Origin of the sequence: Marinobacter alkalisoli, assembly GCF_045449855.1 — a bacterium.
Taxonomy (GTDB): Bacteria; Pseudomonadota; Gammaproteobacteria; order Pseudomonadales; family Oleiphilaceae; genus Marinobacter.
Window position 1 is genome coordinate 43,528 of record NZ_JBJJLC010000031.1, and the last position, 26,694, is coordinate 70,221.

General features: G+C 57.8%; 28 protein-coding genes and 1 tRNA gene. 11 read left to right on the top strand and 18 right to left on the bottom strand.

What is annotated here, in order from left to right; translation table 11 throughout:
* Positions 1-8 precede the first annotated feature (8 nt).
* The 3 genes from ACJO5Y_RS13075 (at position 9) to ACJO5Y_RS13085 (ending at position 1,280) form a co-directional block, all read left to right on the top strand.
* Positions 9-85, top strand: a tRNA-Arg gene (locus ACJO5Y_RS13075).
* Between the two features lie 114 nt (positions 86-199).
* Entirely contained in the window at positions 200-535 is a 336-nt protein-coding gene (locus ACJO5Y_RS13080; RefSeq protein WP_406987760.1) for a TraR/DksA family transcriptional regulator, read from the top strand.
* 160 nt (positions 536-695) lie between these two features.
* Complete coding sequence (locus ACJO5Y_RS13085) at positions 696-1,280, top strand: antibiotic biosynthesis monooxygenase (RefSeq protein WP_406987762.1); 585 nt, start codon at positions 696-698, stop codon at positions 1,278-1,280.
* Between the two features lie 65 nt (positions 1,281-1,345).
* On the opposite strand, the gene ACJO5Y_RS13090 is transcribed toward ACJO5Y_RS13085, so the two are convergent.
* Genes ACJO5Y_RS13090 through ACJO5Y_RS13100 form a run of 3 tightly spaced genes read right to left on the bottom strand, consistent with a single transcriptional unit; the run spans position 1,346 to position 4,006 of the window.
* Entirely contained in the window at positions 1,346-2,614 is a 1,269-nt protein-coding gene (locus ACJO5Y_RS13090) for an MFS transporter (RefSeq protein WP_406987764.1), read from the bottom strand.
* Between the two features lie 54 nt (positions 2,615-2,668).
* Complete coding sequence (locus ACJO5Y_RS13095) at positions 2,669-3,259, bottom strand: 2-hydroxychromene-2-carboxylate isomerase (protein ID WP_406987765.1); 591 nt, start codon at positions 3,257-3,259, stop codon at positions 2,669-2,671.
* Between the two features lie 12 nt (positions 3,260-3,271).
* Positions 3,272-4,006 (bottom strand): SDR family oxidoreductase, encoded by a 735-nt coding sequence (locus tag ACJO5Y_RS13100; protein WP_406987767.1) that lies wholly within the window; start codon positions 4,004-4,006, stop codon positions 3,272-3,274.
* Between the two features lie 103 nt (positions 4,007-4,109).
* Here ACJO5Y_RS13100 and ACJO5Y_RS13105 point away from each other — a divergent pair, with 103 nt between their 5' ends.
* Entirely contained in the window at positions 4,110-4,598 is a 489-nt protein-coding gene (locus ACJO5Y_RS13105) for a winged helix-turn-helix transcriptional regulator (protein ID WP_406987769.1), read from the top strand.
* Positions 4,599-4,639: 41 nt separating this feature from the next.
* Here ACJO5Y_RS13105 and ACJO5Y_RS13110 read toward each other — a convergent pair whose 3' ends face one another.
* The 4 genes from ACJO5Y_RS13110 to ACJO5Y_RS13125 form a co-directional block, all read right to left on the bottom strand.
* Complete coding sequence (locus ACJO5Y_RS13110) at positions 4,640-5,818, bottom strand: AI-2E family transporter (protein WP_406987770.1); 1,179 nt, start codon at positions 5,816-5,818, stop codon at positions 4,640-4,642.
* Between the two features lie 14 nt (positions 5,819-5,832).
* Entirely contained in the window at positions 5,833-6,048 is a 216-nt protein-coding gene (locus ACJO5Y_RS13115) for a DUF3185 family protein (protein ID WP_406987772.1), read from the bottom strand.
* Positions 6,035-6,184 carry a CsbD family protein gene (locus tag ACJO5Y_RS13120; protein WP_406987773.1) on the bottom strand — a complete coding sequence of 50 codons (150 nt, stop codon included), beginning with the start codon at positions 6,182-6,184 and terminating at the stop codon, positions 6,035-6,037. The genes ACJO5Y_RS13115 and ACJO5Y_RS13120 overlap by 14 nt, the downstream gene beginning before the upstream one ends.
* Before the next feature lie 90 nt (positions 6,185-6,274).
* On the bottom strand, positions 6,275-6,478 hold the full coding sequence (locus ACJO5Y_RS13125) for a CsbD family protein (RefSeq protein ID WP_406987774.1): 204 nt from the start codon (positions 6,476-6,478) through the stop codon (positions 6,275-6,277).
* A gap of 394 nt (positions 6,479-6,872) precedes the next feature.
* Between ACJO5Y_RS13125 and ACJO5Y_RS13130 the strand changes: the two genes are divergently transcribed.
* Positions 6,873-7,421: an outer membrane beta-barrel protein gene (locus tag ACJO5Y_RS13130; protein ID WP_406987776.1), complete on the top strand. Its 549-nt coding sequence runs from the start codon at positions 6,873-6,875 to the stop codon at positions 7,419-7,421.
* A gap of 6 nt (positions 7,422-7,427) precedes the next feature.
* On the opposite strand, the gene ACJO5Y_RS13135 is transcribed toward ACJO5Y_RS13130, so the two are convergent.
* Together ACJO5Y_RS13135 and ACJO5Y_RS13140 are read right to left on the bottom strand one after the other, a co-directional pair.
* Complete coding sequence (locus tag ACJO5Y_RS13135; protein WP_406987777.1) at positions 7,428-8,144, bottom strand: matrixin family metalloprotease; 717 nt, start codon at positions 8,142-8,144, stop codon at positions 7,428-7,430.
* A gap of 317 nt (positions 8,145-8,461) precedes the next feature.
* Complete coding sequence (locus ACJO5Y_RS13140) at positions 8,462-9,703, bottom strand: DUF2254 family protein (RefSeq protein ID WP_406988014.1); 1,242 nt, start codon at positions 9,701-9,703, stop codon at positions 8,462-8,464.
* 307 nt (positions 9,704-10,010) lie between these two features.
* Here ACJO5Y_RS13140 and ACJO5Y_RS13145 point away from each other — a divergent pair, with 307 nt between their 5' ends.
* On the top strand, positions 10,011-12,398 hold the full coding sequence (locus tag ACJO5Y_RS13145) for a catalase (RefSeq protein WP_406987778.1): 2,388 nt from the start codon (positions 10,011-10,013) through the stop codon (positions 12,396-12,398).
* A 30-nt stretch (positions 12,399-12,428) separates the two neighbouring features.
* Complete coding sequence (locus tag ACJO5Y_RS13150) at positions 12,429-13,712, top strand: DUF2254 domain-containing protein (protein ID WP_406987780.1); 1,284 nt, start codon at positions 12,429-12,431, stop codon at positions 13,710-13,712.
* Between the two features lie 2 nt (positions 13,713-13,714).
* On the opposite strand, the gene ACJO5Y_RS13155 is transcribed toward ACJO5Y_RS13150, so the two are convergent.
* The 3 genes from ACJO5Y_RS13155 to ACJO5Y_RS13165 form a co-directional block, all read right to left on the bottom strand.
* Positions 13,715-15,070 (bottom strand): diguanylate cyclase domain-containing protein, encoded by a 1,356-nt coding sequence (locus ACJO5Y_RS13155; RefSeq protein WP_406987782.1) that lies wholly within the window; start codon positions 15,068-15,070, stop codon positions 13,715-13,717.
* A gap of 58 nt (positions 15,071-15,128) precedes the next feature.
* On the bottom strand, positions 15,129-16,193 hold the full coding sequence (locus tag ACJO5Y_RS13160) for an endonuclease/exonuclease/phosphatase family protein (protein ID WP_406988015.1): 1,065 nt from the start codon (positions 16,191-16,193) through the stop codon (positions 15,129-15,131).
* Positions 16,194-16,254: 61 nt separating this feature from the next.
* The gene (locus ACJO5Y_RS13165; protein ID WP_406987784.1) at positions 16,255-16,521 is read right to left on the bottom strand and encodes a GlsB/YeaQ/YmgE family stress response membrane protein; all 267 of its coding nucleotides are present in this window, start codon (positions 16,519-16,521) and stop codon (positions 16,255-16,257) included.
* Positions 16,522-16,783: 262 nt separating this feature from the next.
* Here ACJO5Y_RS13165 and ACJO5Y_RS13170 point away from each other — a divergent pair, with 262 nt between their 5' ends.
* Positions 16,784-17,404, top strand: a complete 621-nt coding sequence (locus ACJO5Y_RS13170) for a DUF892 family protein (protein WP_406987786.1) — start codon at positions 16,784-16,786, stop codon at positions 17,402-17,404.
* Between the two features lie 111 nt (positions 17,405-17,515).
* Here the strand turns inward: ACJO5Y_RS13170 and ACJO5Y_RS13175 are convergent, their stop codons facing one another.
* Positions 17,516-18,022 (bottom strand): PRC-barrel domain-containing protein, encoded by a 507-nt coding sequence (locus ACJO5Y_RS13175; RefSeq protein WP_406987788.1) that lies wholly within the window; start codon positions 18,020-18,022, stop codon positions 17,516-17,518.
* Between the two features lie 290 nt (positions 18,023-18,312).
* Between ACJO5Y_RS13175 and ACJO5Y_RS13180 the strand changes: the two genes are divergently transcribed.
* Positions 18,313-18,987, top strand: a complete 675-nt coding sequence (locus ACJO5Y_RS13180) for a polyamine aminopropyltransferase (protein WP_406987789.1) — start codon at positions 18,313-18,315, stop codon at positions 18,985-18,987.
* Positions 18,988-19,118: 131 nt separating this feature from the next.
* Positions 19,119-19,652 carry a hypothetical protein gene (locus ACJO5Y_RS13185; protein WP_406987790.1) on the top strand — a complete coding sequence of 178 codons (534 nt, stop codon included), beginning with the start codon at positions 19,119-19,121 and terminating at the stop codon, positions 19,650-19,652.
* Between the two features lie 55 nt (positions 19,653-19,707).
* Here the strand turns inward: ACJO5Y_RS13185 and gdhA are convergent, their stop codons facing one another.
* The 5 genes from gdhA to ACJO5Y_RS13210 form a co-directional block, all read right to left on the bottom strand.
* Positions 19,708-21,054 carry an NADP-specific glutamate dehydrogenase gene (gdhA, locus tag ACJO5Y_RS13190; protein WP_406987792.1) on the bottom strand — a complete coding sequence of 449 codons (1,347 nt, stop codon included), beginning with the start codon at positions 21,052-21,054 and terminating at the stop codon, positions 19,708-19,710.
* 13 nt (positions 21,055-21,067) lie between these two features.
* Positions 21,068-21,454, bottom strand: coding sequence for a nucleoside diphosphate kinase regulator (rnk, locus tag ACJO5Y_RS13195; RefSeq protein ID WP_406987793.1), 387 nt, complete (start codon positions 21,452-21,454; stop codon positions 21,068-21,070).
* A 314-nt stretch (positions 21,455-21,768) separates the two neighbouring features.
* Entirely contained in the window at positions 21,769-23,211 is a 1,443-nt protein-coding gene (gene eat, locus ACJO5Y_RS13200) for an ethanolamine permease (protein ID WP_406987794.1), read from the bottom strand.
* 22 nt (positions 23,212-23,233) lie between these two features.
* Positions 23,234-24,064, bottom strand: a complete 831-nt coding sequence (gene eutC / locus ACJO5Y_RS13205) for an ethanolamine ammonia-lyase subunit EutC (protein ID WP_406987796.1) — start codon at positions 24,062-24,064, stop codon at positions 23,234-23,236.
* Positions 24,057-25,469: an ethanolamine ammonia-lyase subunit EutB gene (locus tag ACJO5Y_RS13210; RefSeq protein WP_406987798.1), complete on the bottom strand. Its 1,413-nt coding sequence runs from the start codon at positions 25,467-25,469 to the stop codon at positions 24,057-24,059. Before ACJO5Y_RS13210 ends, eutC begins: the two co-directional genes overlap by 8 nt.
* A gap of 223 nt (positions 25,470-25,692) precedes the next feature.
* Here ACJO5Y_RS13210 and ACJO5Y_RS13215 point away from each other — a divergent pair, with 223 nt between their 5' ends.
* Positions 25,693-26,649, top strand: a complete 957-nt coding sequence (locus ACJO5Y_RS13215) for a helix-turn-helix domain-containing protein (RefSeq protein ID WP_406987800.1) — start codon at positions 25,693-25,695, stop codon at positions 26,647-26,649.
* Positions 26,650-26,694 lie beyond the last annotated feature (45 nt).

Consider the following 26,694-nt stretch of genomic DNA (forward strand, 5'->3'; position numbering starts at 1 on the left):
GACGATATGCCCCCGTAGCTCATCTGGATAGAGCGTCCCCCTCCTAAGGGGAAGGTAGCAGGTTCGAGTCCTGCCGGGGGTACCATTCTCCCCTCTCCCGTCGTGCAACGATTCACATAGTATTCTCTGATAACATATCCAACCTGTGATACCCCCCGGACAATGGAAGCCAAGTTCACAAACAATAAGAGGTCAGCACATGCGCCCGGAAGAGCTGGAAAAATTTCGTCAACAACTACTCGAACTACGTGAAGACCTGCTCTCAACCAGCGAGGCCCGGGACGAGGCCAGCGGAACCGTGCACCTGGACCAGCAAAGTGTGGGCCGGCTCTCCCGTATGGATGCCCTGCAGAGCCAGGCGCTGGCCAAAGCCGGTAAGGAACGTGCGGAACGCCAGCTGCGGTTGATCGAGGCAGCCCTGAAGCGGATCGACAACGACGAATTCGGGGAGTGCATGGAGTGTGGCGAGCCCATCAACCCCAAACGCCTGGAAATTGACCCCACCTGCCTTTACTGCATTGATTGCGCGCGGTAGCCTCTGATACAGACTCACATCAATACACAGACATGTTCCACCCATGGAACACACCGTTCAGAACTCCGACCTACCCCCACCCACGAATTTCAACTAGATTCTTTAAGCGGTTCACCGCGTCTTATCGGCGGTAACAATATGCTTGGTCAGGAGATCGGTCATGAGCGATGAAGCGACAAACGCCACGCCCAGTGTGCATTACAATTCAGGCAGATCGATCATTATCCGGCACACCGTCCGCCCCCGGCTCCGGGATCGCTACGAAACCTGGCTGCGGCAGATTATTACCGCCGCGGCTGAATTTCCCGGGCATCAGGGTGTTCATGTGGTCCGTCCGCCCGAAGGGAATGACACTTTTGAAATCGCGGTGCGGTTTTCAAGTAAGGAAGACGCCGAAGCGTGGCTGAACTCGGATATCCGCAAGGAGCTGATATCCGACATCGCTTCGGCACTGGCGTCTGACGAGCAGGTTGAAATCAAAAGCGGCATTGATTTCTGGTTTACCCCACCGGCCTCGAAAGCCAAACAACCCACGCGATGGAAACAGTGGCTCATCACCACGGCTGTGATATGGCCACTGACCATGATCGTACCTGTGGTGTATCAGCCCTTGTTTGAAGGCGTTCCAGAGCTTGCCGTCTGGGGCGTCCGCCACGGGATCGTCGCCGCGACCATTGTCGCCCTTGTGGTGTATCTGATTATGCCGCGCGTGGTCCGGCTCGTAGCGGGTTGGCTATTCCGTTAGGCCGGCAGGACAACGTGTACGGTTACTTAGCAATCACTGCGTTGTCGGCGCCGGCGACCGGCTTGTCAGGTCGCGGCGGCCACGCTGGCACGTTGCGACCAGGGATACTCCTTCACTGGCAGATGGATGACCGCCGACAGGGCGCCCACGCCGACACCGGCCCACCAGACCAGCGTGTAGTCGTTGTACACGTCGTACATGGCGCCACCCAGCCATACGCCGAGGAAACCGCCCAACTGGTGGGAAAAAAACACCAGCCCGTAAAGCGTACCCATGTATTTAAGCCCGTAGATATGGGCCACCAGACCCGAGGTCAGCGGTACCGTGGCCAGCCAGAGCGAGCCCATGGTTACGGAAAAGAGCACCACGGTTTCCGGCGTTATAGGCGCCAGTATAAAAGCCGCCGAAACCAGCGTCCGCAACAGGTAGATGGTGGCCAGCAGGTATTTGCGCGAATATCGGTTACCCAGCCAGCCGGCGAACAGCGTTCCGCCGATGTTGAAGAATCCGATCAGCGCAATGGAAATGGCTCCCAGCCCGGAGGCCGAAGTAACACCGACCGCGTAGAGCAAGCTGTCTGGCGCAATGGGGCCGCACATCTCGGTGATGAAGGCCGGGAAGTGGGCGGTGATAAAGGCCAACTGGTAACCGCAGGAGAAAAAGCCAATAAAAATGAGCAAAAAAGACGGGTCTCTGACCGCCCGTTTGATCACTGACCCCATCGGTTCTTCGTCGGCTGTGGACTTCTGTGGCTTGGGCGCCCTCATCAGTAAAAGCGCCATCATAGAGAGCATGACGAAGCCCGCGAAGACTATAAACACCGACTGCCAGGGCATCTGGCTGAGCAGCGCATTGGCCACCGGCGGGCCGACAATCTGACCGGCGGAACCGGCCGCCGTTGCGATCCCCAGCGCCATGGACCGGTGCCTGTCCGGTGCCGCGCGTCCGACCACTGCGAGTATCACGCCAAAGCCCGTGCCGGCAATGCCGAAGCCCACCAGCATCTCCAGCAACTGGTGCTGCCCCGGCGTAATGGCGTAGGCCGACAACACCAACCCGATCACATAGAAGGCGCCGCCACCCAGAATCGCCTTCCGGTCCCCATAACGTTCCGCCAGTGCGCCGAAAATCGGCTGCCCGATGCCCCAGAACAGATTCTGGATGGCAATCGCCAGCGAAAACGACTCGCGTGGCCAGGCAAACTCCTGGGCAATGGGCAACTGAAACAGCCCGAAAGACGCACGAACCGCAAAACTGACCAGGATGATGATGCAGCCCGCAATCAGAACAGGGTTGATCAGGCGGTCATAGGAACCTGAGTAGGTTTTATCCACTGCATTGTTCTCACTGTACGATTGAGGTCGACGCTTTCGGACGCTGCAAGCCGATCAGCGCGCGTTTAAGTGCTGCTCCAGTTGCGGTATCCGATCCTGCCCGAAAAACATCTCATCCCCTGCGAAGAAGGTCGGGGCCCCGAACACGCCGCGGCCGACCGCCTCCTCCGTCAGACGTTTGAGTTCCGCCTTCACTGCGGCATCGTCGCAACGCGCCAGGACGTCTTCGGCATCAAAACCGGCCTGCTGCAGTACGCTGACGGCGGTTTCGGGATCGTTCAGGTTCTTTTCCTCAACCCACATTGCGTTGAAAACCGCATCCAGATAGCGGTGGAAATCCTGCGTTTCCAGGTAGGCAACGGCGCCTCGCATGAGCACCAGCGTGTTCACCGGAAAATGAGGATTGAAATTCAGCGGCACACCGTATGTCCGGGCGAAACGCTGCATATCCATGCGAGAGTAGCGGGATTTCGCAGGAATCATTGCCGGGGACTGGTTCCCGGTTGCCTTGAAGACACCGCCGAGCAGCATGGGCTTCCAGCGAATCTCCGCCCCGGTTCGCTCAGCCAGCGCCGGCAGTTGGGTCCAGGCCAGATAACTCGCGGGACTTCCTACGTCGAAATAGAAATCGATAGTCTCGGTCATGTTGCTCTCTCCTTAAAAGGTTTCCATCCACGGCCGCAGATCCAGCTCGTGGGTCCAGCAGTCCCTTGGTTGTTGGTGAAGCTGCCAGTACTGCTCGGCAATGTGCTCGGGGTTGAGAATCCCGTCCTGCTCCTTCAGGGCATAACGCTCGGGAAAGTTTTCCCGGATAAAGTCGGTGTCGATTGCCCCATCGATAACAGAGTGGGCCACATGAATACCTTTGGGCCCGAGCTCTCTGGCCATGCTCTGTGCCAGTGCCCGCAGAGCAAACTTCGCACCGGAAAATGCCGAAAAGCCACTTCCACCACGGAGAGATGCTGTAGCACCCGTGAAAATAACGGTTCCACGGCCACGCGGCAACATCACCCTGGCCGCTTCCCTTCCAGCCAGGAACCCCGCGAAGGCCGCCATTTCCCAGACCTTTCTGTAGACACGCCCCGTCGTCTCGGTAATCGGGAACCGGACATTAGCCCCGATGTTGAACACGACCACGTCAACCTCCCCTATCTCGGCTTCAATCCGTGAGAACAAGGCACACATCGCGTCCTCGTCCCGGGCATCACAGCCAAGTCCGTAAGCCGTGCGCCCCATGGCTTCGATCTCTTTTACCAGCGGCTTCAGGGAGTCCTCGCTACGCCTGGTGGCGACAACGACGTGCCCTTCCCGCGCAAAGCGCTTTGCGATCGCCCCGCCAGTGGCATCTCCCGCGCCGATGACCACGGCTACCTTCTGTTGATTCTTCTGCATCAGCATTCACCTTGTCCGTTCTTTTTTGGAACCTGCCATTAGGATCAGTTCCTTTTCAGAACCTGTCAAGTTAAAATGACGGCAAGCGAAAAGAGGACACCTTATGCGTTGGGAAAAACTGAACCAGGAGCCTTGCTCCCTTGCCAGAACCCTGTCGGTCATTGGTGACCGGTGGACATTGATTATTCTGCGGGACTGTTTCCTTGGGGTACGGCGGTTTGAACAATTCGAAAACCGGCTCGGCATCACCCGTCACGTTTTAACGGACCGGCTGAAGAAGCTGGTGCAGCATGGCGTACTTTCAAAATCGCCCTACCAACAACGCCCGCTGCGAGAGGAATACCGCCTGACGAACAAGGGACTGGACCTTCACCCCGTGATCATGGCGTTGGTCCAGTGGGGGAACACTCACATGGCGGACGAGCGCGGAGCACCGCTGCTTCACATTCATAAATCCTGCGGCCACCGCATGGCTCCGGTGACCGTATGCTCTCACTGCAAGGAAGAAGTCGGCGCGCGGGATGTGCGTGTCGAGATTGGTCCGGCATGGGAGGGAACCATCGACGGCCTGGTTCCGGCTCGCGGCAAGTAACTTTTTCTACGCTCACGGAACATCGACATTGTCGCCAGTCCTCATGGCTTGGCATCCGGACTGCTCAGCGCGTGTTCCAGACTGGTCTTGATCTCGCTCCAGATAGCGACAAAGAACGCCGTCAGGGGAACCGCGAGTACCATGCCGATAATGCCGCTCAAGACCGTGCCCCAGAAGAACAGGGAAATAACCACGAGCGCGGGGTGCAGGCCCGAGCGGTTGGCCATGATCTTCGGTGTCAGCAGCCAGCTTTCGACCAGTTGCACCGCCGCGAACGCCAGTCCGGCCAGGATCAGTAACTCAACGCCGCCGTCCGGCTGCAGATAGGCAAGGGGCAGGATCACCAGCAGGCCAATCAGGGTGCCCAGGAAGGGGACGATATTCAGCAGCCCCAGCACCAGCCCGGCCAGCACGCCGAACTTCAGACCGATCAGTGTAAAGCTCAGGGCATACAGGGTTCCCATGCACACGGCGATGATCAGTTGGCCCTGAAAGAAGGCGGTGACGTACCCCACGAACACATCCATGAAATACAGCACTTTCTGCTGGATGGGCTTGCGGAAGACAGATAACAGCTCGGATGCCTGTCCCCGGAGCAAGTCCCCGGAAAGCAGGGTGAAGAACAGGAACAGGGGGACGAAGCTGATGCCCGCCAACAGCCCCAGATAGTTCATGATGGTCGTACCCGGGTCCTCCAGGACTGGCAGGGACTCCTTCCCATCGCTGTTCTCCAGGCTGGAGGATATCATGGCGCTGAGTTCCGGGAAGTAAATGGAGAAATACTCCTGCCAGTTTGCCAGTGTGTTGGGCAAAATGGTCATCAACTGGACAATCTGGCTGACCAGGGTGGGAACGAACAAGAAAATCAGGCCGCCGATACCCGCGAAGAAGGCCATCAGCAGAAGAATGATGGCCAGCAAGCGGGGTAAGTGAAGCCGGGTCTCGAGAAACTCCACCACAGGATGAAGCACCAGCGCCAGAATGCCGGCCAGGGACAACGACAAAAGCAGGTTGTAGAACTCGTTCAGCACCCAACTGAATGCCCACAAGATGATTCCGATCAGCGCAGTCAGTGCAACCAGGGACAACAGCACCGCCGTGTAGCGAAACAAGCGAAGCTCTACTGCGTTGAACAGTCGTTGATCCGGCCGTAACCCCACCGGGTTCTGACCGGCAACCTTCGCGCCGCCATCCAGGGGTTCCTGCACCTTGTGGGACATCGCGGATTCCTGCGCTATTTGCGGGCGGATTTACCGAACAGCAGCAGTCCAACACCGGCCGCCGCAGAAGCCGCGCCAAGGATCAGGAACCAGGTGGTGGAGTCAGTGAAACGGCCGGTAACGGCCTCCGTCACCTGATCGCCCAGGCTTTGGGATGACTGATACGCAAAGAACAGCAGAATCACCCCCACAACAAGCAACACAAGAGCCAGAATTCTATTGCTCGTCATTGACATCTCCTAACACGGTATCATCCTTGTCGCCACGCTTCCTGGCTTTACCCTTATTCTCCGTGTTTTCGTCGTCGGTCTCCTTTGCCTTCTCCTTCTCCTCGTTCGCACCACCTTTGACCGGATTCTTGCTCATGAGCGTATCTCCAGATGTTTGTTCCATTTGGGAACTGCCTGCGACACAGCCTTGCAGGCAGCGTGTAACAACTGTCGGGACTAGCGAGTGTTAGCGTTTGGTGGACTCTTCAAAGTCTTTGACCTGCTTCTCGGCTTCGTCTCTCGAAATACCGTAGGCCTGCTGAATTTCGCCCGCCAGTTGGTCTCGTCTGCCGGCAATCTCGTCAAGTCGATCATCGGTCAGCTTGCCCCACTGTTCTTTCACTTTTCCCTTGAGTTCGTTCCAGTTACCTTCAATGGTGTCCTTGTTCATCTTTCTCTCCTTTAGCCCTATGGCCGGTTCGTGGATTCATTGGACGCATACCCGATGACGCAAAACCGCGCGCCGTCGCCAGTACATCATTCCTTTTATTCAAACGGGGGTCTGTGCGTTATCAGACACAGACACCCGTTTGACTGGGCGAGCGGGCCCCGGCTCAATCTATGACTTGATGTGCGCGATATTTTGGCCTGCGGGAAGACCTGGTTTTGAAATGCATCCCTTATGTGCGCTTCCGCACAGACAGCCGAACGGGCGGGCACCGATGCTGAGGAAGTGCGTTCGCGTCGGTTGACTGCCGTGGTATTCGCCGCACCACTGCCCGCGCCAAGTACGTAATGGCGCATTTCGGAAATGCGATTTGAAGAATGCAAGTAAGGAGTCTCTCATGATCAGAGTCAACACGGCGGCAATCACTCTCTGTCTCCTCGGTGCACTGCCCATGGCAGCATCCGCACAATCCTCGGAGTTCGGTCCCGATGAGGGCGACCGGGAATTCTCCATCTCCGGAACCGGCAGTAACGACCGGGATTTCAATAGCGGCAGTTTCGGTGTAACCGGCGATCTTGGTTGGTATTTGCGGGATAACACGGTTGCCGGTGTCCGGCAAAGCATCACTTTCGCTGATATCGAAGGCGAAGGCGTCTCGGATGATTTCTGGAACGGCTCAACCCGTGGTTACCTCAACCAGCAGTTCCTCGACAATCGTGCGCGTCCCTTCGTTGGCGCCAGCCTCGGCGGAATCTACGGCGACGGCGTCAAGGACAGCGCCTTTGCCGGTCTGGAAACGGGGATAAAGTACTACGTGCAAACCAAGACCTATTTCCTCGCCCGCGCCGAGTATCAGTTCTTGTTCAGCGACACCGATGACGCTACCGATGCGTTCCAGGACGACGGAATCTGGGCCTATACAGTGGGTCTGGGCTACAACTTCTGAACGACGTCAGAGCGCTGACTTGAAGAGGTGGGCGGCGGGGCCATCGGCCAGTTGGCTACCATTGGCGCCACGCCCGTAGAGTCGCCGGACGCCCCGCAGATCCCCGGGCTGCAGCCCGGGGAAGGCCTCGGTGTAGCGAAACCCCATCACCTGCCCGGATGGACCGGGATGGTCCAGGCCTATGGCGTGACCGATCTCATGAATAAGCGTATAGCGGATGTCGTAGACTTCCTTGTCGCCACCGAATCCAACCTTCCACTTCTGGTCGGGGTTCAGGCACACCAGCGCCTGTTCGATGGTGCGCACACCCTCTTTCTCATCGGGCGCGTAAGATACATTGGCAAATGCCCGCCTGCGCGGCTGACCTTGCGCACCCAGAATGATATCTGCATCCCGGGCATCAGCAACCTGGTGGAATGAAAGATCAGCAGCGCGCTCCCAAACCTGAAATGCCGCTTCGGTCTCGCGCACCAGCGTCTCGAAGGAGAGATCCTGCCCGGAGATTGCTTTCATCGGTGCCAGATCACGACAGTTGCGCGCATCATCGAACTGCAACGTCTCGTCAGCGAAGGCGTAGCTGATGCTCGCCCCCACCCCTAACGTCTGCTCGCCCCACTTGACCTTGTAGCCGTCCAGCTCAAGCAGACGGTACCCGCCTTCACCGTTTTCGGCTGGCAGCGGGAACGACAATGGCAAGAGGGCTGCCATTACTAATACTCGCATGGAAAGGCGTGCACCTGTGACCGTTCGCACGGCAGTCTCCGAACAGAGATAACTGAAAACACTGGAATCGACCCGGCAAGTACGCTTTGAGCGTCCATGGGGCCTCCGTTACAGGACAACGAGTAGGTGCGCCACCGCACTGACAAAGCCTTCGCTTATGCCCAAACCGAAGGGGGCATTCCTGCGATATCAAGACTCGAGTCGCTACGGCAGATTACTGATAATCGTGGGAGGTGTCGATTGCAGATTGGTAAGGAAATGTTTGTCGGAAAATGAGCATCCCGGCTGTGCAAAGTCGAACAGGCCGGTCAATCGAATCATGTATGACGTATGTGACCGGTAGAGTCACCGTTGACGACGACCTCGGCCTCTCGCTCAAGCCGCTGGCGGTCTTGAAGCAGTAGCCCGTTGGCTTCCGCCAGAGCCAGCACCATCTCCACCTGACATGCGATCTCAGAGACAACCGCGAAAGCGTCACAGTCCTCGGCGACCTCTCGGACCCGATGAAGCATGTGCATCAGGTGCCGGGCCGCTTCCGGATCGCGGGAAGCTTGCTCCCGCAGTCGTTCCACGCACAGCTGCACCAGGTCGGCGGCGTCCCGGCCGACCTCATCGTAAACACAGCGGCCATCCCTGTCCCTGTCGTGCAGCCGCGGCAGCCCCCGCGCGACGATTTCCTCGAGCACGGCTTCAAGGTGGACCATTACCTCGTGGGCGGTTGAGGTGTCCGCGCGCGCCTGCAGCGCGAATGTCCCGACGTCCACCAGTTGGCTCACGGCGAACGCGAGGTCCATATCAGGGCTGCGGGTACGGGCAAGGTTGAAAGCGTTGGCCACGGCGTCGAAGTCGGCCTCCTCTACGTCGATTTCTGTGGAGGACACGAGCGCGACAGGGCGACGGGGGGTGACAAACTCGCCAATTCGGCAACGCAAATGGACAACCCCGCCAACCGGCAGCGCCATGCGAATCCGGTCGATGTCGATGCGGGTAATCCAGCCGGTTCCCGGGGCCAGGACCGTCCGCGGGGCAGACATCGGCGGCGGCACCTCGGTGAGTTCAACCCGCGCCTCGGGGTAGCGATCAAGCACCTGGAGGGCCTCTTCGGCAAGGCGGCTGATCAGTTCCGGCAGCGACAGGCTCCGCGTAGCGTGCTGAATCGCCAGCAATACGCCCGCCATCGCGGCGAGCGCGATCACCACCACCAGCACCGTACTCACCAGGGGAGCGGCCGCCTGTTCGTCGGCAGGCATCCTCAACAGGATTGCCAGTACCGCCACGACGCCCGCCGACATGAACGCCAGCAGATTGCGTTGAAAGCGATCATCCAGGAAGATCAGCAGCGTCCGGGGCGAGAAATGCGCGGCCATGAGGCCAACCACGACCGTGCGCATCCACAGGCCGAACACCGCGACCGTGATCAGACCACCAGTTACCGATCCCAGCAGGACCCGCGCGCCAGCGACGGTACCGAGCTCGACCGGCGGAGGCCACAGCCACGCAGTATCCACGGCCACTGCGGCCAGGCCCACGCCCAGGCCGGCGGCCATGGCCACGCTCATCGCCACCGTGATCTCTCCCAGGCGCAGGTTAGTCCAGCGGGGCCGTGGCCTGCCCCGGTTCGTCTCCCCCATGTTGCTCCCCCCTTGTTGTGGCCGAGCGGCGTATAGTCGCCCGGTGGCGACCATCTCGTCGGTGCGCTGTCACACTGAGCGCAAATCGGAACTGAATGACCGGGGTAGGTCCAGCTCGTCTTAAGCGTTCGTTACCGAACAGACAGTTCTTCCCAGCAGCATGAAAATCCACTGAGGCAAGTGGTTCGAGTGGCATCTCGATTGTTCGCATTCCCCACTTTCACGGAGAAGAATCATGGCCAAGAAAAAGAAACCGGCCCCGTCATCACGAGTGAAAAACGATGGCAATAAGCCTGCCACGACAGGTCATAGAGACGATGGTGTGCTCAGAACCAACGACATTGTCGCGGAGCACGCCAGCGCAAGCGAAGACTTCGTCGCTGCAATGCCCTATAACAGTATCAAGGCGCAGGAGCACGGTCACGCCAACGCCGTGACGCCACCGGCCGGAGAGACTGTAGAGCCGGGTTCCAGTGCATTGACCGCGAGCACGACCACAGAGGATACCGGGACCGCAAAAACCGGCGGCGCAGCGCGGCTCGGAACGAACGCGGCCGTCGCTCCGCTCGACCGGGTCAGAGTCGACGCAAGCGGTCGACCGTTGACGACGAATCAAGGTGTTCCCATTGGCGATAATCAGAACACGTTGAAAGCCGGATTGCGGGGGCCATCGTTACTCGAAGATTTCATTCTTCGGGAAAAAATCACCCATTTTGATCACGAACGCATTCCGGAGCGAGTCGTCCATGCACGCGGTTCGGCAGCCCATGGCTACTTTGAAGCCTACGACGCGCTGACCAAGGTCACTCGCGCAGCGCCGTTCGCCGAGAAAGGCAAAATCACACCTGTGTTCGTGCGCTTTTCCACAGTGGCCGGCGAACGCGGTTCGAAAGATACCGCGCGGGACATCCGTGGCTTTGCGGTGAAGTTCTATACCGACGAAGGCAACTGGGACCTGGTCGGAAACAACATACCGGTATTCTTCATCCAGGATGCGATGAAATTTCCCGACCTGGTCCATTCCGTCAAGCCGGAACCGCATCACGGCATGCCTCAGGCGGCGTCGGCCCATGATACCTTCTGGGACTTCGTCTCGCTGATGCCGGAATCCACTCATGTGCTGATGTGGGTGATGTCGGATCGCGGCATACCGCGTAGCTACAGGATGATGCAGGGCTTTGGCGTTCACACATTTCGCCTGGTCAACGAGCAGGGGCAATCCGTATTCTGTAAGTTCCACTGGAAGCCACTGCAGGGAACCCACTCACTCGTTTGGGACGAAGCCGTGAAAATTTCGGGCGCGGATCCCGATTTCCATCGGCGGGATTTGTGGGAAGCCATCGAATCCGGCGAATTCCCCGAATGGGAGCTGGGGCTGCAGATCTTCACCGAGGAGCAAGCCGAGAGCTTCAGCTTCGATGTGCTCGACTCCACCAAGATTGTGCCGGAGGAACTGGTGCCGCTCACGCCCGTCGGACGCATGGTTCTGAACCGCAACCCTGACAATTTCTTCGCGGAAACCGAACAGGTCGCGTTTTGTACGGCGCATGTTATACCGGGTATCGACTTCTCCAATGATCCTTTGCTCGCCGGTCGTATCCATTCTTATTCCGATACGCAGATCACGCGACTCGGCGGCCCCAATTTTCACGAAATTCCGATCAATGCATCCCTTGCCTCGGTGCAGAACAACCAGCGCGACGGTTTGCACCGTCAGGCGGTGCATCGCGGGCGTGTTGCGTACGAACCGAATTCATTGGCGGGCGGCTGCCCCTTCCAGGCTGGCACAGCAGGATTCGTGTCCTTCCCAGATGCCAATGCCGAAGACAAGGTCCGTGGAAAACCGGAGAAGTTCGCCGAGCACTATGCCCAGGCCACCCTGTTCTTCGACAGTCAGACGGCTGTCGAGCAAGCGCATATTGTGGACGGATTCCGTTTCGAGCTTAGCAAGGTCGGTGTTCCCGCCATACGGGAGCGGATGTTGTCATCCCTGGTGAACGTTTCGCCAGATCTGGCAACCAGGGTCGCCGCGGGTTTGGGCATGGAGGTGCCCAAAGCCATGCCGAAGGCAATGGAAAATCCCCAGCCCCCTGAAGTCACCGCATCCCCTGCCCTTTCGCTGATGGCGCTGCCGGGCGAATGCGGTGTCCGCACGCGACAGATCGCCGTGTTGGTGGAGGAAGGCGTCCACCATGCCTCGCTCGCCAGCCTTCACAGCGCGCTGACGGATGCAGGAGCCGTGGTTCATTTTGTAGGTCCACGGGTAGGCCTGTTCGCAGGCGACTCGGGCGAACAAATAGAAGCGGACAAATCGATGGAAAATGCGCCCGGATTCCTGTTCGACGCACTGGTATTGCCCGATGGCGACAAAGCGGTCCAGGCGCTGGCGGGTAATGGAGAGACGATGGAGTTTGTTAACGATCAGTTCAGGCACTGTAAGACGATCCTTGCTTTCGGCGCCGGACGGAAGCTGCTGGAAATGGCTGGCATCGAATCAGCGGCGGAGGACGACCCGGGGATCCTTTTGGCAGAAAGCGCCGATGCCGCCGAGATCGCGTCCGCCTTTATCAACGCGGTCGCGGCTCATCGTCATTTTGACTCTGACAGGGCCCCTCCAACCTGATGTATCATCACAGCAGTTGGAGGGACCAGTATGTTGAGCGCGGACAGGTTTCGTTTTGTTATCAGTCGGATTAAAGAGCGTTTGTGGGTCAAGCCACTGGTACTTTGCGTGCTTTCTATTGGTGGTACCTTCATCGCCAAACTGGCTGACGATACGGGTCTTTCCAGTGTGTTGCCCGAGATTACCCTGGAATCTGTCGAGTCCCTGCTGTCCATCATGGCGTCCAGCATGCTGGTTATCGCAACTTTTGCGGTAGGCTCCATGGTGGCCGCTTATGCATCCGCCAGTGCCGGTACGACACCTCGTTCCATACCGCTTGTTATTGCTGATGACGTTACCCAGAACGCATTGTCTGCGTTTATAGGCGCCTTCATCTTCAGTATTGTTTCCCTGATAGCCATCCAGAATGACCTGTTTGACTCTGCAGGCCGATTTGCGATCTTCGTGCTGACCCTTCTGGTGTTCGCCATTGTCATCATCACTTTCGTTCGCTGGGTGGACAGAATTGCCCGGTTGGGCCGGGTGGTGAACACCATTGAGAAAGCGGAAAAGGCAGCCGGCGACGCACTGGATCGTCGCCGCCATGCGCCCACACTCGGCGGTTTGGCAGTCTCCCCGCATCAGGCCGGGGACAAGGGTGTCCCCGTCTGTTCTTCAACGGTTGGTTATGTCCAGCATATTGATCTGGAGACGTTACAATCCTGCGCTGAAACGCTCAATTGCCGCGTGATGGTGACAGCACTGCCTGGCACATTTGTGAGTACACGCCGTCCGCTGCTTCGTATTGTGGGGGGTATTGGAGAGAGCATTGAGGGATGCGAGACGTTCAAGCCAGACGACTTTTCCGGCGCCTTCACGATTAGCTCAAACCGTGCTTTTGAAGATGATCCCCGCTTCGGGCTTCTTGCCTTGTCCGAGATCGCCGACAAGGCGCTGTCGCCTGGCATCAACGACCCGGGAACCGCGATCAATGTCATTGGCACAATGGTCCGACTGTTTACGCTTTGGCAATCCCCGCTTGAAAAGGACAAATTACGGGCGATCACCTATGACCGCGTATCGGTCCCGGAGTTGGTGATCGACGACTTGTTCGACGATGCCTTTACGGCCATTGCCCGTGACGGCGCGGGTATCGTTGAAGTGTCCATCCGACTGCAGAAAGCTTTTTGCGCGTTGGCCGAAACGGATGACAATGCGATAGTCACAGCTGCCAAAAAACATTCACGGATGGCACTGGTCCGTTCGGAGCGCGCCATGTCACTTCAGGACGATATCGATGCTGTGCGCAGAGCCGCTGCGTTTTCGGCCCCGTAAGTTCAGGACAAGTGTCCGTCCGTTTTATCGGATGTGCCGTAAAAACACATCCGGTTTGAACCGGATTCTTTGGCGTTATACATGGCCTGATCCGCGGTTTTTAGCAGAGCGACAGGAGAGGATGCGTCCTGGGGATAGAACGAGATCCCAACGCTGGCCGAAATCTGGACAAGCTGCTGTGCGGTCTGGAAGGGCATCGCGAGTGCATCGATAATCGTCTGGGCCACATGCTCAACATCCTCGCGCCGCTTAGCGGCAGTGAGAATCACGGTAAACTCATCGCCACCCAGGCGCGCAACCGTATCGTCCTCCCGGACACAATCGGCAAGGCGCTCTGCCACGTCGCACAGTACACGGTCCCCCGCTTCATGTCCGAGCGAATCGTTGACCTCCTTGAAGCCATCAAGATCCATGAAAAGCAGGGCAAGAGGCAGGCTGCTACGCTTTGCATGTTTGACCTCCTGTTCCAGACGATCCAGGAACAGACGTCGATTCGGCAGCCCGGTCAACAGGTCATGGTGGGCGTTGTGCCATACTTTTTCTTCGGCGAGCGCCTGTTCGGTGATATCCCGGAAAATGCAGACGGTCGCCTCGGTGTGCCGATGTTCGTCCAGTACGGGCGCGAGCAGATACTCGAACCTTTCACCCTGGCCGGAAGCAAACGTGTGGACGAACTTGCCCCGGTAGGTGGACTGCTCAGCAATTACCTTTTCCAGATTACGCTGGAAGTCCGAGGCGAACGAAAACCCGAGCTCAAAGGTGGTTTTTCCAATGATCGCCTCGGGCTGTAGAGCGAAAAGGTCGGCAGTGGCCTTGTTTGCATAGATGAACCGGCCCTCGAGATCCAGCACATAAATCGGATCAGGTGAGGCAACCAGAATGGCGCCGAACAGCCGGGTTTCCATCTCTTTTACGGTCGTATACTGCTCCAGCGATTCGGCGACGGCTTGATCTATCGCTTCATGGAATCTGGTGAGGTCTTCAAGCTGTTCGCCAGCAATGGTTGGGTAAGCTTTAGTCCAGTGTGACACCACACTTGCGCGCAGGGCCCGGAATTCGGAAACCGTCTCAACGACGCTGAAGCCGCTGGTCTGTCGATCGCCACCGTGCACTTCTGCCCAGGACTCCTCCCCGTCCTCCGGCTCAAAACCTTTCGATTTGGCAGCCTGTTCTGATTCACTCTGGCGTGAATCGAGATCGTCGGCAATCTCCAGAAGCATTTCTCTGGCGTGGTCGCGCAGCCCGGTCCTACCCATATGCCTGGCATGAAAGATAGTTTTGGCAAATGCTTCCCAATCCTGAAGAATCGGTTCTATTTCCGCCCGAATAAAATCCGCTAGTCGCAACTTTGTCTGCATGTCTTTGGCTCCCAATAAGAGCAGAAAAGATCAGGAGCGGCACCAGCTCCTGACAGGCTTATTCATCTGTTTTCTGCTTGCCATCCGCGATCTTCTCATCGACCTGCTCGCCTTCCGCCCGGTTGGCATCCGGTTCTTCCTGCTCGGCTTCTGCTCCGGGTTCCAGGCTCAATTCGATAAAAATGGGAAAATGATCGGATCCCCAGGCAGGCCCTCTTTCCATGCGCACGAGCTTGAAATGATCGGAGTGGAAGACGTGATCAAGCGGCCAGCGCAGGAGCGGGTTCCTGGCGTTATAGCTGCTGTACATGCCCCGCCCGACACGCGGGTCGAGCAGGCCGCTGGTTTTCTGAAACAGGTTCGTGGTGTAGGACCAGGCTACATCGTTGAAATCCCCTGCAATAATGGTTGGCTTATCGTGCTTCTCGACTTCCCGGCCCACAATCAGCAGTTCCGCATCTCGCTCCGTTGTCTCGGTCGCATACTTCGGGTTCGGTGGATCGGGATGAACCAAATGCAGAAAAACCCGGTCCTCGGACGGCAACACCACCTGCATGTGCATCGACGGGATGCTGTCTTTGAGAATAAACCGGATCACGGGATCGATCATCTCCAGACGGCTGTACACGAGCATGCCATAGGTGTTGTTGAGCGGGTTCTTGAGCGTGTGCGGATATTTGTCTTCCAGTGGCCTGAGCGCCTCCTCCCACCAATCATCTGTCTCCACGGTGAGGATCACATCCGGATCATAGTCACGAACGATCTCCAGAAAGGCCTCCGACTCCCGGTTTTCTATCAGCACGTTTGCGACCAGCAAGCTGAAGTTAGCATCGTCCGAGTCCGATTCAGCCGCCAGCACCTCCTTGGGCATCAGCACTGTGTACGGAAATATCTTTACGATCTGATATCCCAAGGCCAGCACCAATAGCCCGAGAACGACGGATTCATAGACGCGATACGGGTTCCAGAAATAGAGATAGAAGGCAAGGAGCACGATACCTGCGACGGTAATCTGCCCTCTTGGAAAATCAAAAACACGGATCCACCATTGGTCGAACCGCAGTAGCGGAAGAGCCGTCGCAATCACCAGCAACAGGGCCAGTAAGACCAGAACAATTTTCATGGCATACAAAAGGGCTTCCCGGGCCGGCCACGCGGCCTTTCTGCGCGGCCGGCCCCACCCTTCAGCGTGCGGAGCTGCCCTGGATGAGCCTCACTATAGCGAGCAGTATCACTGCGCCGATCAGCGACACGATGAAGCTCATGACGGTGATGCCCTCGTTGATGGAGCCGGCGCCGAGCAGTGGCCCGATCAGCCATCCGCCGATCAGTGCGCCCACAATGCCGACCACCACGTTGAGGATGATGCCCTGCCGGCCATTGGTGCCCATGATCATGCTTGCGATCCAGCCGACCAGGCCGCCCATGACGAGCCATATAATGATGCCCATAATTCCTTCCTCCGAATAGTCTCGACGCAACGGGCGTCAGTGGATGAAGCGTACACCTGCCGTTCTGCGATCACTGTGCGTTACCGCACTCTCGAGTCCCATGCCAAGACTCCGCAGTGCTATGTGGGTTACTGCACCGACCCGGCAGGGCTTCGCTGACTACCATTCAAGATCCAGCTGGCCGACACCGGCCGGATGGGTGAACCGAATCCAATGACGCAGCCGCCCTAGCGCGTCGCCTACCAGTGTTCAGGAGGAATCAATGAAAAAGAACCCGTATATCAAGAAGCAATTGGACGAGTTGTTGTATCAGGCTCTCGAAACCGAGCGCGGAGGTATAAAGATCTACGAAGCCGCGCTGTCATGTGTGCAGAACGAGGACCTGAAAGGTGAATGGGAGGAGTACCTTGAACAGACACGCACCCACGAGCAGGTGCTGCTGAAGGTGTTCGAGGAACTGGGACTGAATCCGGAGACCGTAACCCCCGGTCGGGAAGTGGTAGCACACATCGGAGACTCGCTGGTCGCGGCGATGAAAATGGCCAAGTCGAAGGGCAGTGCCGCAGACGCTCAACTTGTGGCCGGCGAGTGCGTGGTCCTGGGGGAAACCAAGGACCACCAGAACTGGGAACTGATCGGGCATCTGGCAGAACACGGCCAGGGGGACGCAACCGGTGCGCTCAAAACCGCGCTCGAAGCGGTGGGGCAGGAAGAGGACCATCACCTCTACCACACGAAGGGATTCACCCGCGAATTGTGGGTCGAATCGCTCGGCTTGCCGGCAGTCCTGCCGCCCCCGGAGGAAGTGAAGTCGGTTGAAACCGCGATCGGCGCCGCGCGGGCGGAAAACCAGCGCGATGACATGCTGAAACCGAAGCACTGACGGATTCTGCGTGGTGGCATCTGGTACGGATTAGTACCGGCCGAGCATGAAAACGGCAGAGGCTTTCGCCCCTGCCGTTTATTCATTCCACTATAATGGAGTTACTGGAACTCACTCCTGTCTTTCAAACTCAGGCGCACCTTCCAGATCCTCACGGGTCAGGTCAATCCGCAGATCCTGCTCATCAGAAGCGCCCAATTTCGTTACGTCATCCCAGCCAATGGCTACGTCTTTCTCACCCATGCCCAGGAATCCGCCGACGCCGACGACAACAGCCACGACCTGACCGTTCTGATCAATGATCAGATCACTCACCGCGCCCACATCCTCATCACCAGTGGTTTTAACATTCGCACCAATCAGGTCGCTTGCCTGCATGCCGCTAGCCGGTGCAGAGGCCAAATAGCCCTGGCTTTGCATGCTGGACTGGTCGCCCGTTTTTTGGTCACTTTGCGCAGTGCCGGTGGTAGATTCCATGGCGTCCTGGTCAGGCTGAGCGCTCTGCTGTTGCTTATCAACATCCTTGTCAGCAGATTGTTCCGCAAGCACAGCACCTGAACCTAACGCTATAGCCGGTGTGACCAATGCATAAAAGGCTAAAGAATGTAGTTTTTTCATAAGATTCTCCTGCGAATCGGGTGTTATGGTCGGACAAAATGTCCTGTGTAACCGCTTCATCACAGCTTTTCCTTCCCCGCGTCATTTTCAGGAAGGAGACTGAATCGTCATGAGACATGGCGATTCAGGATGAGCTTCCAACTTACGCGTAAGGCGTTGGCCTGTCGGTTCGCTGACGCACTAAGTTTGGAGTAAAACGATTAAATACCCCCGCTTTAGGGCCAATCGGAACCTATGCCGGCCATCAATGCGTTAAGATGCTGGTCCGACTTTGCTACCCGGAACCCCAAATGGCTCGCTTCAACGAAATCGGTACCGCAACCATTCCCGGCAAGGGAACTCAGCTGCGCCTGTTACAACGCAATGATGAATTCTCCATCAAGATTGCCGGTACCACCGGCGAGCTGATGAACAGCCGGATACACGGCTCGGAGGATGCCCTGGCCACGCTGGCCTGTGAGCGTATCAACGGGCAACCCGAACCCCGCGTCCTGATTGGCGGGCTGGGCATGGGATTTACACTGGCAGCGGCGCTGTCAGCGCTGGCCGAAGATGCCCGGGTAACGGTGGCCGAACTGGTGCCCGAAGTGGAAACCTGGAACCGGGGGCCGCTGGGGGCGGCGGCCGGGTATCCGCTGAACGATCCAAGGGCCAGCGTTCACGTTGGTGATGTCGCAGAGTTGCTCAGAGACGGTGATGGCGACTGGGATGCCATCCTGCTGGACGTGGACAACGGCCCGGAAGGGCTGACCCGCAAGGAAAACAACTGGATTTACTCCCCGGCCGGTATTGCCGCCGCCCAGAAATCCCTGCGCCCTGACGGTATCCTGGCCTACTGGTCCGCCGGCCCCGAGCACGCCTTTACCGAAAGGCTTCGCCGTGCCGGGTTTTCCGTGGAGCCGGTTACGGTGCGGGCCCTGCGACCTGGTAAAGGTGCACGCCACGTGATCTGGCTGGCCTGGTAAATACCCCTTCATGGGTGCCGCATTGCGATACGGTCATTCGAAGTACAGGGATATGTGTTGTATGTTTATGATTAGGGGGGAATGCTCCGGCGTGCCCCGTTTATCCACTGCGACACTCAGGAGGTATTCCAATGAAACCTTCAATGAGTCTGACCGGTGAACATGGAGGCCACAAAATAGCCGCAGTCTTTGATGCTGAGACGGACGCCAGGGACGTGGCGAAAGCCCTTTGGGAAAGCACAAGCCTGACGGACAAACAGGTCATGGTGCTTAGCCCCAATGACCGGCATCAGGGCGAGGAGCTGGAACCTGAAGACCAGGGCATCTGGCGCACGCTGGTACGGTCCCATATCGGACTGGGAGTTGCGGGCGCCATTGGCGGGTTTATGCTGTTTCTCGTGCTGAACGCCTCTGGCATCGGGCTTATTGCTCAGAATACGGTGGTTGCCGCTTCCGTTTTCACCGCATTCGGGGCAGTCTTCGGGCTGTTGCTTGCAGGCGCGGTTACGATCCGCCCGGATCACACGCCCTATTTGATCAAGACGCAATCCGCACTGCGCGAGGGCAAGTATGTGCTGGCCGTTCATGCATCCAGTCTGCAGCAACTTCAGGAGGCGAAGTCGCTGCTCAAATCCCGACACATTAAAACGGTGCAGAGTCTCTGATTAACCGATGATATCCGTGCCGACGCCCTGCTGGCGTCGGCTAACGGCCCTCAGTTCAAATAACACCAAAGGCGAGCATGGCATCAGCCACTCTGCTGAACCCGGTGGTGTTGGCGCCGAACACATAATCGCCGGAACGGCCGTACTCTTCTGCGGTCTCAAAGCAGGAGCGGTGAATCTCAACCATGATGTCCCGTAAACGCTGTTCGCTGTATTCAAAACTCCACGAGTCCCGCGACGCATTCTGTTGCATCTCAAGAGCACTGGTAGCCACCCCTCCCGCGTTAGCGGCCTTTGCGGGACCGAAGAGCGTTCCGGCGTCCCGGAAAAGTTTCATTGCCTCCGGGGTACACGGCATATTCGCGCCCTCCGCCACAGCCAGAACCCCACTCCTGATCAATGCACTGGCATCGTCACCTGTCAGTTCATTCTGCGTGGCACATGGCAGCGCAACGTGACAAGGCAAATTCCAGATGGAGCCGCCGGCAGCATAGTCAGAACCGTTCCGGCGACGTTCTGTGTACTCGCTGATCCGCCCCCGCTCGATCTCCTTGATCTGACGCACCAGATCCACATCAATTCCGGCTGGATCGTAGACATAACCGCCCGAATCTGAGCAGGCGACCACCTTGCCGCCGAACTGATGCACTTTCTCCATGGCGTATATCGCCACATTGCCGGACCCCGAAACCGTGACCTCCTTGCCTTCGAGATCCTGACCCTGAGCAGCCAACATTTCCTGTACGAAGTAAACCGTTCCATAACCGGTCGCTTCCTTACGCACCCGTGCACCGCCCCACCCCAGACCTTTGCCAGTCAGCACGCCTGATTCGTAGCGGTTGGTAATTCTCTTGTACTGTCCGAACAGAAAGCCGAGCTCGCGGGCGCCCACACCAATATCGCCTGCCGGTACGTCGGTATACTCACCGATGTGTCGGTAAAGTTCGGTCATGAACGATTGGCAGAAGCGCATGATCTCGTTGTCGGAACGACCTTTGGGATCGAAGTCCGAACCGCCCTTGCCGCCGCCGATCGGCAAGCCGCTGAGTGAGTTCTTAAAGATCTGCTCGAAACCGAGGAACTTGACCACGCCAAGGTTCACGGATGGATGAAATCTCAAGCCGCCCTTATAGGGCCCCAAGGCCGAATTGAACTCGACACGAAATCCCCGGTTAATCTGCACCGTGCCCGAATCATCAACCCAAGGCACCCGAAAAATAATCTGCCTTTCAGGCTCACAGATGCGTTCAAGAAGTTTTGCATCCTTGTATTCAGGGTGTTTGGCAATAACCGGAGCCAACGAATCCAGAACTTCCGAAACGGCCTGATGGAATTCAGGTTCTGCGGGGTTTCTCCTGACTACCTGCTTTTGCAATTCTTCCAGGGCATCGTTTTGATTCATCTGTTTTCCTTTTTTAACTGTATGGAGTGACTTGAATAATTCTCAACTGAAGCACATTTTTGCTGTCCACTGGCCAGTCAATACGGTCCCCTATGGTCAGTCCAAGCAAGGCGGCGCCAGCCGGTGCAAGAACCGATACATGATCCTTGGCGCCTGCGCTCTCGTTCGGATATACGAGCTTGAGTTTGTATTCCGCGCCGCTGCTTTCGTTGATGAAATGGACCACCGAATTCATGGTGACGGTGCCCTCCGGAAGTTCATCGGATCTGACCAGGGTGGCACGGTCCAGCTCGTCCTCAAGGGCTTCAAGCGTGGGGCTTCGGGCGGCCTGTTGATCAAGCATGAGTGACAAGCGATCAAAATCGGTTTCAGAAATATAAATGGCCGGACGTTCGGACATACCCATTCCTCTGAGCATTAAGTATTGGGGGTTTGAAAAGCTGCTGACCGGGGTTTCGCCGAACCCGGCGAGTCAGTCGGCGGATTCAGCGGTAGGAATGGAAAACGACAGAGTGCCCGGCGAACCTGGACACAGGCGCCGTAGAGGGAGAGTTGGTAGATAACCGGGAAGCCAGCACTAAAAAAACATCCTGGATGAATTTTTCTATAGTGCTATCGATAATGGAAATGGCGAAGAAAAGCAAGAAAAACCACTCCGGCGGCACGCGTGCGATCACCGGAGTAGCATTCATCAGCGGTGATGAATTGGATAAATCAGGCCTCGGCAGCCTTAGGTGACAACTCACCTACATTTTCTTCATCCAGATCCGATTCCGCATCCAGAATCAGCGCCAGTTCTTCATCGGCAGTTTTGGCAACCAGCTTGTTCTTGCCATAGGCAAAGTAATAAACAGCGCCGACCACAAACAATACAAGGGTGTAGTTGAAGGCGCGCGGATCGAAGGCATAAACGCCGGTCATGGCAACCAGTGACAGCACCAGTGCCAGGGAAGAGGTGAAGATTCCACCGGGGGTTTTGTAGGGGCGAGGCAGGTCCGGCCGATTGAGGCGCAGCAGGATGTGGCTGCCGGCCATCAGCGCGTAGGAGATGGTCGCTCCGACCACGGCCATGCCCAAGATCAAGTCCCCTTCCCCAGTGAGCGAGACAAGGAAGCCGAATACACCGGGCACGATCAACGCCCACTTGGGGGCCTTGCGCTCGCTGGTCAATGACAGGACTTTGGGCAGGTACCCTGCACGGGAAAGCGCAAACACCAGCCGGCTGTAGCCATAGATGATGGAGAAGAACGAGGCAATCAGCCCCATCAGACCCAGCATATTGATGAAGGTAGCGAGATTTCCACTGCCAGTGGCTTTGAGGGCATCCACCAGGGGAACACCACTTGCCCCGATCAGATCAGCGCCCGCCGCCCCTGCCAGCAGGAAAACAACCAGCGTGGCGGTGAAGAGCAGAAAAATCATCGCCCCGATGATGCCTCTGGGCATATCCCGCGCCGGATCCTTGGATTCTTCCGCCGCCAAGGGAACGCCTTCAACAGCCAGAAACAGCCACATACCGAAGGGAAGCGCCGCCCAGACCCCGTACCAGCCGAACGGCAGGAACTCGCTGGCGCCGGCGGCATCCGTGGGTGCGATATTGAAGAGGTTGGCGGCATCAAAGTCGCCAATCAGCGCAGCGGCAGTGGCCAGGATAGCCACCACGGCCAGTCCGCTGATCACCATCATCACCTTGAGCGCCTCTCCCACGCCGGCTAGGTGAATACCGACGAAAACCGCATAGAACAGGGCATAGACCCAGGGTCCGTTTATGCCGAGCAGTTCTTCCACCGCCGCGCCGATGAAGATGACGATGGCCGCTGGTGCCAGGGCGTATTCAATCAGCACCGCCAGTCCGGTCAGGTACCCTCCCGCCGGCCCCATGGCGTGCCGGGCAAAGCTGTAGCCGCCCCCGGCTACCGGAATCGAGGCCGACATTTCCGCCAGCGACAGCACCAACGCAAAATACATCACGGCCATCAGCGCCGCGGCAATGGCAAAGCCACCCCAACCGGCCTCGCCGATGCCAAAGTTCCATCCGGCAAAGTCGCCGGAAATGACGTATGAAACACCCAATCCAGCCAGTAGCACCCAGCCGGCCGTGCCTTTCTTTAGCTGGCGCTTGGCCAGATAATCCTTGTCTACGTTGCTCGTTGTCATGTGAGTTCTCCAGGTAAGTTCATCAGTTATCCGTGAGGAAGTTTTTGTTATTCGCGTTTTTTTCGATCACCACCTCTTCTGTGCGATCTTTAAGACCGACTCCGGAAATCCTGAGCCGTCTTGCTTCACGCATCAGATAGAGGAGGCGTTGGCTGGCATGTTCAAAACTCAAACCGGCGGGCCGCACGTTCGAGATGCAATTGCGGCGCGCATCGCTCAAACCACTCTCGGGCCCCCAGGTCAGGTAAATCCCCAGGCTGTCAGGTGAACTGAGGCCAGGGCGCTCACCGATCAGCACAACCACCACACTGGCTCCCAGGGATTCACCAATCTGGTCACCGATGGCCACCCGCCCCTGCTCTACGATGGTCAGGGGCGCCAGTCGCCAATCGCCTGAGTCTGCATTCAGATCCCTGAGAAACTGCGTGACCATGGGCACTGCGTTGTTCTGGATGGCGGATGAAGACAGGCCATCAACAATCACGATGGCCACATCTGACTCGCCCGGATCTCCGGCCCGATGCTTGGCCAGGCACTCCAGAGATGCCTGGGACAGACGCCGTCCGAGATCCGGACGCTGAAGGTAGGTCAGCCGGTCTTCCGCCTGGCTTTTGAGTAGCAGCGGTGACTTGTCTGGTAATGCGGTTCCCGATGGGTCCAGATCGTCCACCAGGCGCTTCACGTCCAGGGGAAAGTGGACGGCATCTCTCGCCTGGGCGTGGGCCAACTGGAACTTGAGGAGTTCGTGGGTGGGCAGGCTGACACCGGCCCTGCCGAGTCCGATCCGGGCGTCAGTGAACTGGCGCAATACCCGCCAGACGTTCCCGGTAACAAGCGGCTTTTGCTCACTCATGGCCTGCCTCCTGGGTCAGGCCCTTCAATGGCCCCCTGAACAGGTCCGGTAACCGCCTGTTCGGCTCATACCGTGAGGTGTTTTCGAAAATCTGCATGCGAACAAGCCAGTCCTCGAACTCGGGCGCCGGTTTCAGGTCAAGGACATGGCGGGCGTAGAGAGCGTCATGGAAGGAGGTGGTCTGGTAGTTCAGCATGATGTCGTCGGAGCCGGGAATCCCCATGATGAAGGTGCAACCGGCGACCCCCAACAGGGTCAGCAGGTTGTCCATATCGTTCTGGTCGGCTTCGGCGTGGTTGGTGTAACAGATGTCACACCCCATGGGCACACCGAGTAACTTCCCGCAGAAGTGGTCCTCCAGCCCCGCCCGGGTGATTTCCTTGCCGTCAAACAGGTATTCCGGCCCGATAAACCCGACCACGGTATTGACCAGCAAGGGATCAAAACGCCGCGCCACGGCGTAAGCCCTGGCTTCACAGGTCTGCTGGTCGAGGCCGTGGTGGGCGTTGGCGGATAGCGAGCTGCCCTGCCCGGTCTCGAAGTACATCACGTTGTTGCCGACGGTACCCCGTTTCAATGACAAGGCCGCATCCTGTGCCTCCTGCAGCGTCGCCAGATTGAACCCGAAGCTGCTGTTGGTGGCCTCCGTGCCGCCGATGGACTGGAACACCAGGTCCACGGGTGCGCCCTGTTCAATGGCCTCCAGGGTATTGGTGACGTGGGTAAGCACACAGGACTGGGTGGGAATGTCGTATTTCTGGATAACATCATCCATCAGCCCCATCAGTTTGATGGCCTGGCTGACGTTGTCCGTGGCCTGGTTGATGCCGATCACCGCATCTCCGTTGCCGTAGAGCAGGCCGTCCAGCAGGCTTGCGGCTATGCCCGACACATTATCGGTCGGGTGATTGGGCTGGAGGCGGGTGGAGAGATGACCAGGCAGGCCGATGGTGTTTCGGAACGCCGTTGTCACCTGGCATTTCTTGGCCACCAGGATGAGGTCCTGGTTCCGCATCAGTTTGCTGACAGCTGCCACCATTTCCGGTGTCAGGCCGCTGCGGAGCCGTTCCAGTGCTTCTGGCGTGGCCTGGTCGCTCAGCAGCCAGTTGCGAAAGTCCCCAACGGTGAGGTGCGCGACCGGAGCAAACGCAGCTGAATCCTGAGTATCCAGGATAAGGCGCGTCACCTCATCCTGCTCATAGGGCACCAACGCCTCGGAAAGAAACGCTACCAACGGCAATTCGGCAAGGCGCATCTGGGCAACGACGCGCTCCTCGGCTGACTCTGCGATGACGCCGGCGAGCCGGTCACCGGAGCGTGCCGGCGTGGCCTTGGCCAACAAGTCCGCCAGGCTCCTGAAATGCCAGGTCCGCGCTCCCAATGTATACGTGTACTTGTAACCCATGTGCTTTTTCGCCCTTTAACAGGGTTCCCCCGGAACAGACAGCTAATCCGGGGGAACGGATATTGCTGTCCATTCCACTGTAATCCTCCTGTCACAGCGGAGTTATCGAAAAATGGCAAACCTCAATGGGCACGGAAGTCGTATGGAATTAGGCACTAAGTCCTGTTGGCAGAATCCGGAAACCAGGTCCAAGCTGGAACGAAACGACTCTTTCGGAGTTCCCATGAACCAACAACAAGAAAAAAAGGCACCAAAGAGGTGCACTTCGGTCGCGGATGATGCCAATGAGCACGCCGGCAACCTGACCAACTGGCATCAGCAATACGATCAGGTGGGGAATGGCCGGTTTTACGGCAGGATCGACGAGCTGCACCTGGATGGCATCCAGCTCTTCATCGAACACACCAGCCATGCCGTGAGACAGCAATGCATGGTGTGGCCGGAATCCATCTGGTTCGGCATACCCAGCAGGAACGAGGACGTTCGCATCAACGGCCAGCAGGCAGACCACACTGACATCCTGTGTCGCCCGGGAAGCCAGCACTTCGAACTGGTGACACCAGACAGCTTCGACATGCTCAGCCTGGTGGTCCACCAACGGGAACTGGAGCAGCAGTCGGAATCCCAGGGCATCGAACTCAAGGTGCTGGATACCTCAAGCTATCCAAGACTGAAGCTGCCGGCACAAACCCTTCGGAACATCCAGTATTTGTTGCGGAGGATTGTCCGCACCGAGCCCAGCCGGCTGGACGGGCGGATTCACCACGATCTGCTGATCATGACGGTACTGGAGTTACTTTCCGTGGAGAAACCCAACCGCACAGTTGCACCCAGCTACGCCCACCGGAAAGCGGTGGTGGAAAAAATAAAGGCCTATGTGAACACCGTCGACGATTTGCCCGTCACCATGGCGAAGCTCTGTGAAGTGGGATGCGTCAGCCGGCGCACGCTTCAATACAGCTTCGAAAGCATACTCGGCATCAGCCCGCTCCAGTTTCTGAGGATCAGCAGGCTGAACCGGGTCAGGCGCATGTTGCGGGAGGAAGGCGCGCAATCCGTATCGGACATTGCGGCGTTCAATGGCTTTTATCATCACAGCCAGTTTTCTGCGGACTACAAGCAGTTGTTTGGGGAGTGTCCGTCTGAGACGTTGGGGCGGTGTTCGGGGGAGGTTGCTTAGAGGAGGAAGCGGGCGAAGGGTATTTTCTACGCCCGCTGCCAGGAT

Coding starts and splice junctions, on each gene's coding strand:
- eutC (WP_406987796.1), bottom strand. CDS start 24,064: ATGAGTGAGCAAAAGCCGCTTGTTACCGGGAACGTCTGGCGGGTATTG.
- rnk (WP_406987793.1), bottom strand. CDS start 21,454: ATGTCCGAACGTCCGGCCATTTATATTTCTGAAACCGATTTTGATCGC.
- ACJO5Y_RS13115 (WP_406987772.1), bottom strand. CDS start 6,048: ATGACGAGCAATAGAATTCTGGCTCTTGTGTTGCTTGTTGTGGGGGTG.
- ACJO5Y_RS13210 (WP_406987798.1), bottom strand. CDS start 25,469: ATGGGTTACAAGTACACGTATACATTGGGAGCGCGGACCTGGCATTTC.
- ACJO5Y_RS13120 (WP_406987773.1), bottom strand. CDS start 6,184: ATGAGCAAGAATCCGGTCAAAGGTGGTGCGAACGAGGAGAAGGAGAAG.
- ACJO5Y_RS13150 (WP_406987780.1), top strand. CDS start 12,429: ATGTTGAGCGCGGACAGGTTTCGTTTTGTTATCAGTCGGATTAAAGAG.
- ACJO5Y_RS13105 (WP_406987769.1), top strand. CDS start 4,110: ATGCGTTGGGAAAAACTGAACCAGGAGCCTTGCTCCCTTGCCAGAACC.
- ACJO5Y_RS13130 (WP_406987776.1), top strand. CDS start 6,873: ATGATCAGAGTCAACACGGCGGCAATCACTCTCTGTCTCCTCGGTGCA.
- ACJO5Y_RS13125 (WP_406987774.1), bottom strand. CDS start 6,478: ATGAACAAGGACACCATTGAAGGTAACTGGAACGAACTCAAGGGAAAA.
- ACJO5Y_RS13215 (WP_406987800.1), top strand. CDS start 25,693: ATGAACCAACAACAAGAAAAAAAGGCACCAAAGAGGTGCACTTCGGTC.
- ACJO5Y_RS13185 (WP_406987790.1), top strand. CDS start 19,119: ATGAAACCTTCAATGAGTCTGACCGGTGAACATGGAGGCCACAAAATA.
- ACJO5Y_RS13145 (WP_406987778.1), top strand. CDS start 10,011: ATGGCCAAGAAAAAGAAACCGGCCCCGTCATCACGAGTGAAAAACGAT.
- ACJO5Y_RS13155 (WP_406987782.1), bottom strand. CDS start 15,070: ATGCAGACAAAGTTGCGACTAGCGGATTTTATTCGGGCGGAAATAGAA.
- gdhA (WP_406987792.1), bottom strand. CDS start 21,054: ATGAATCAAAACGATGCCCTGGAAGAATTGCAAAAGCAGGTAGTCAGG.
- ACJO5Y_RS13100 (WP_406987767.1), bottom strand. CDS start 4,006: ATGCAGAAGAATCAACAGAAGGTAGCCGTGGTCATCGGCGCGGGAGAT.
- ACJO5Y_RS13160 (WP_406988015.1), bottom strand. CDS start 16,193: ATGAAAATTGTTCTGGTCTTACTGGCCCTGTTGCTGGTGATTGCGACG.
- ACJO5Y_RS13085 (WP_406987762.1), top strand. CDS start 696: ATGAGCGATGAAGCGACAAACGCCACGCCCAGTGTGCATTACAATTCA.
- ACJO5Y_RS13080 (WP_406987760.1), top strand. CDS start 200: ATGCGCCCGGAAGAGCTGGAAAAATTTCGTCAACAACTACTCGAACTA.
- ACJO5Y_RS13170 (WP_406987786.1), top strand. CDS start 16,784: ATGAAAAAGAACCCGTATATCAAGAAGCAATTGGACGAGTTGTTGTAT.
- ACJO5Y_RS13095 (WP_406987765.1), bottom strand. CDS start 3,259: ATGACCGAGACTATCGATTTCTATTTCGACGTAGGAAGTCCCGCGAGT.
- eat (WP_406987794.1), bottom strand. CDS start 23,211: ATGACAACGAGCAACGTAGACAAGGATTATCTGGCCAAGCGCCAGCTA.
- ACJO5Y_RS13110 (WP_406987770.1), bottom strand. CDS start 5,818: ATGTCCCACAAGGTGCAGGAACCCCTGGATGGCGGCGCGAAGGTTGCC.
- ACJO5Y_RS13180 (WP_406987789.1), top strand. CDS start 18,313: ATGGCTCGCTTCAACGAAATCGGTACCGCAACCATTCCCGGCAAGGGA.
- ACJO5Y_RS13165 (WP_406987784.1), bottom strand. CDS start 16,521: ATGGGCATCATTATATGGCTCGTCATGGGCGGCCTGGTCGGCTGGATC.
- ACJO5Y_RS13175 (WP_406987788.1), bottom strand. CDS start 18,022: ATGAAAAAACTACATTCTTTAGCCTTTTATGCATTGGTCACACCGGCT.
- ACJO5Y_RS13135 (WP_406987777.1), bottom strand. CDS start 8,144: ATGCGAGTATTAGTAATGGCAGCCCTCTTGCCATTGTCGTTCCCGCTG.
- ACJO5Y_RS13140 (WP_406988014.1), bottom strand. CDS start 9,703: ATGAGCGTGGCCATGGCCGCCGGCCTGGGCGTGGGCCTGGCCGCAGTG.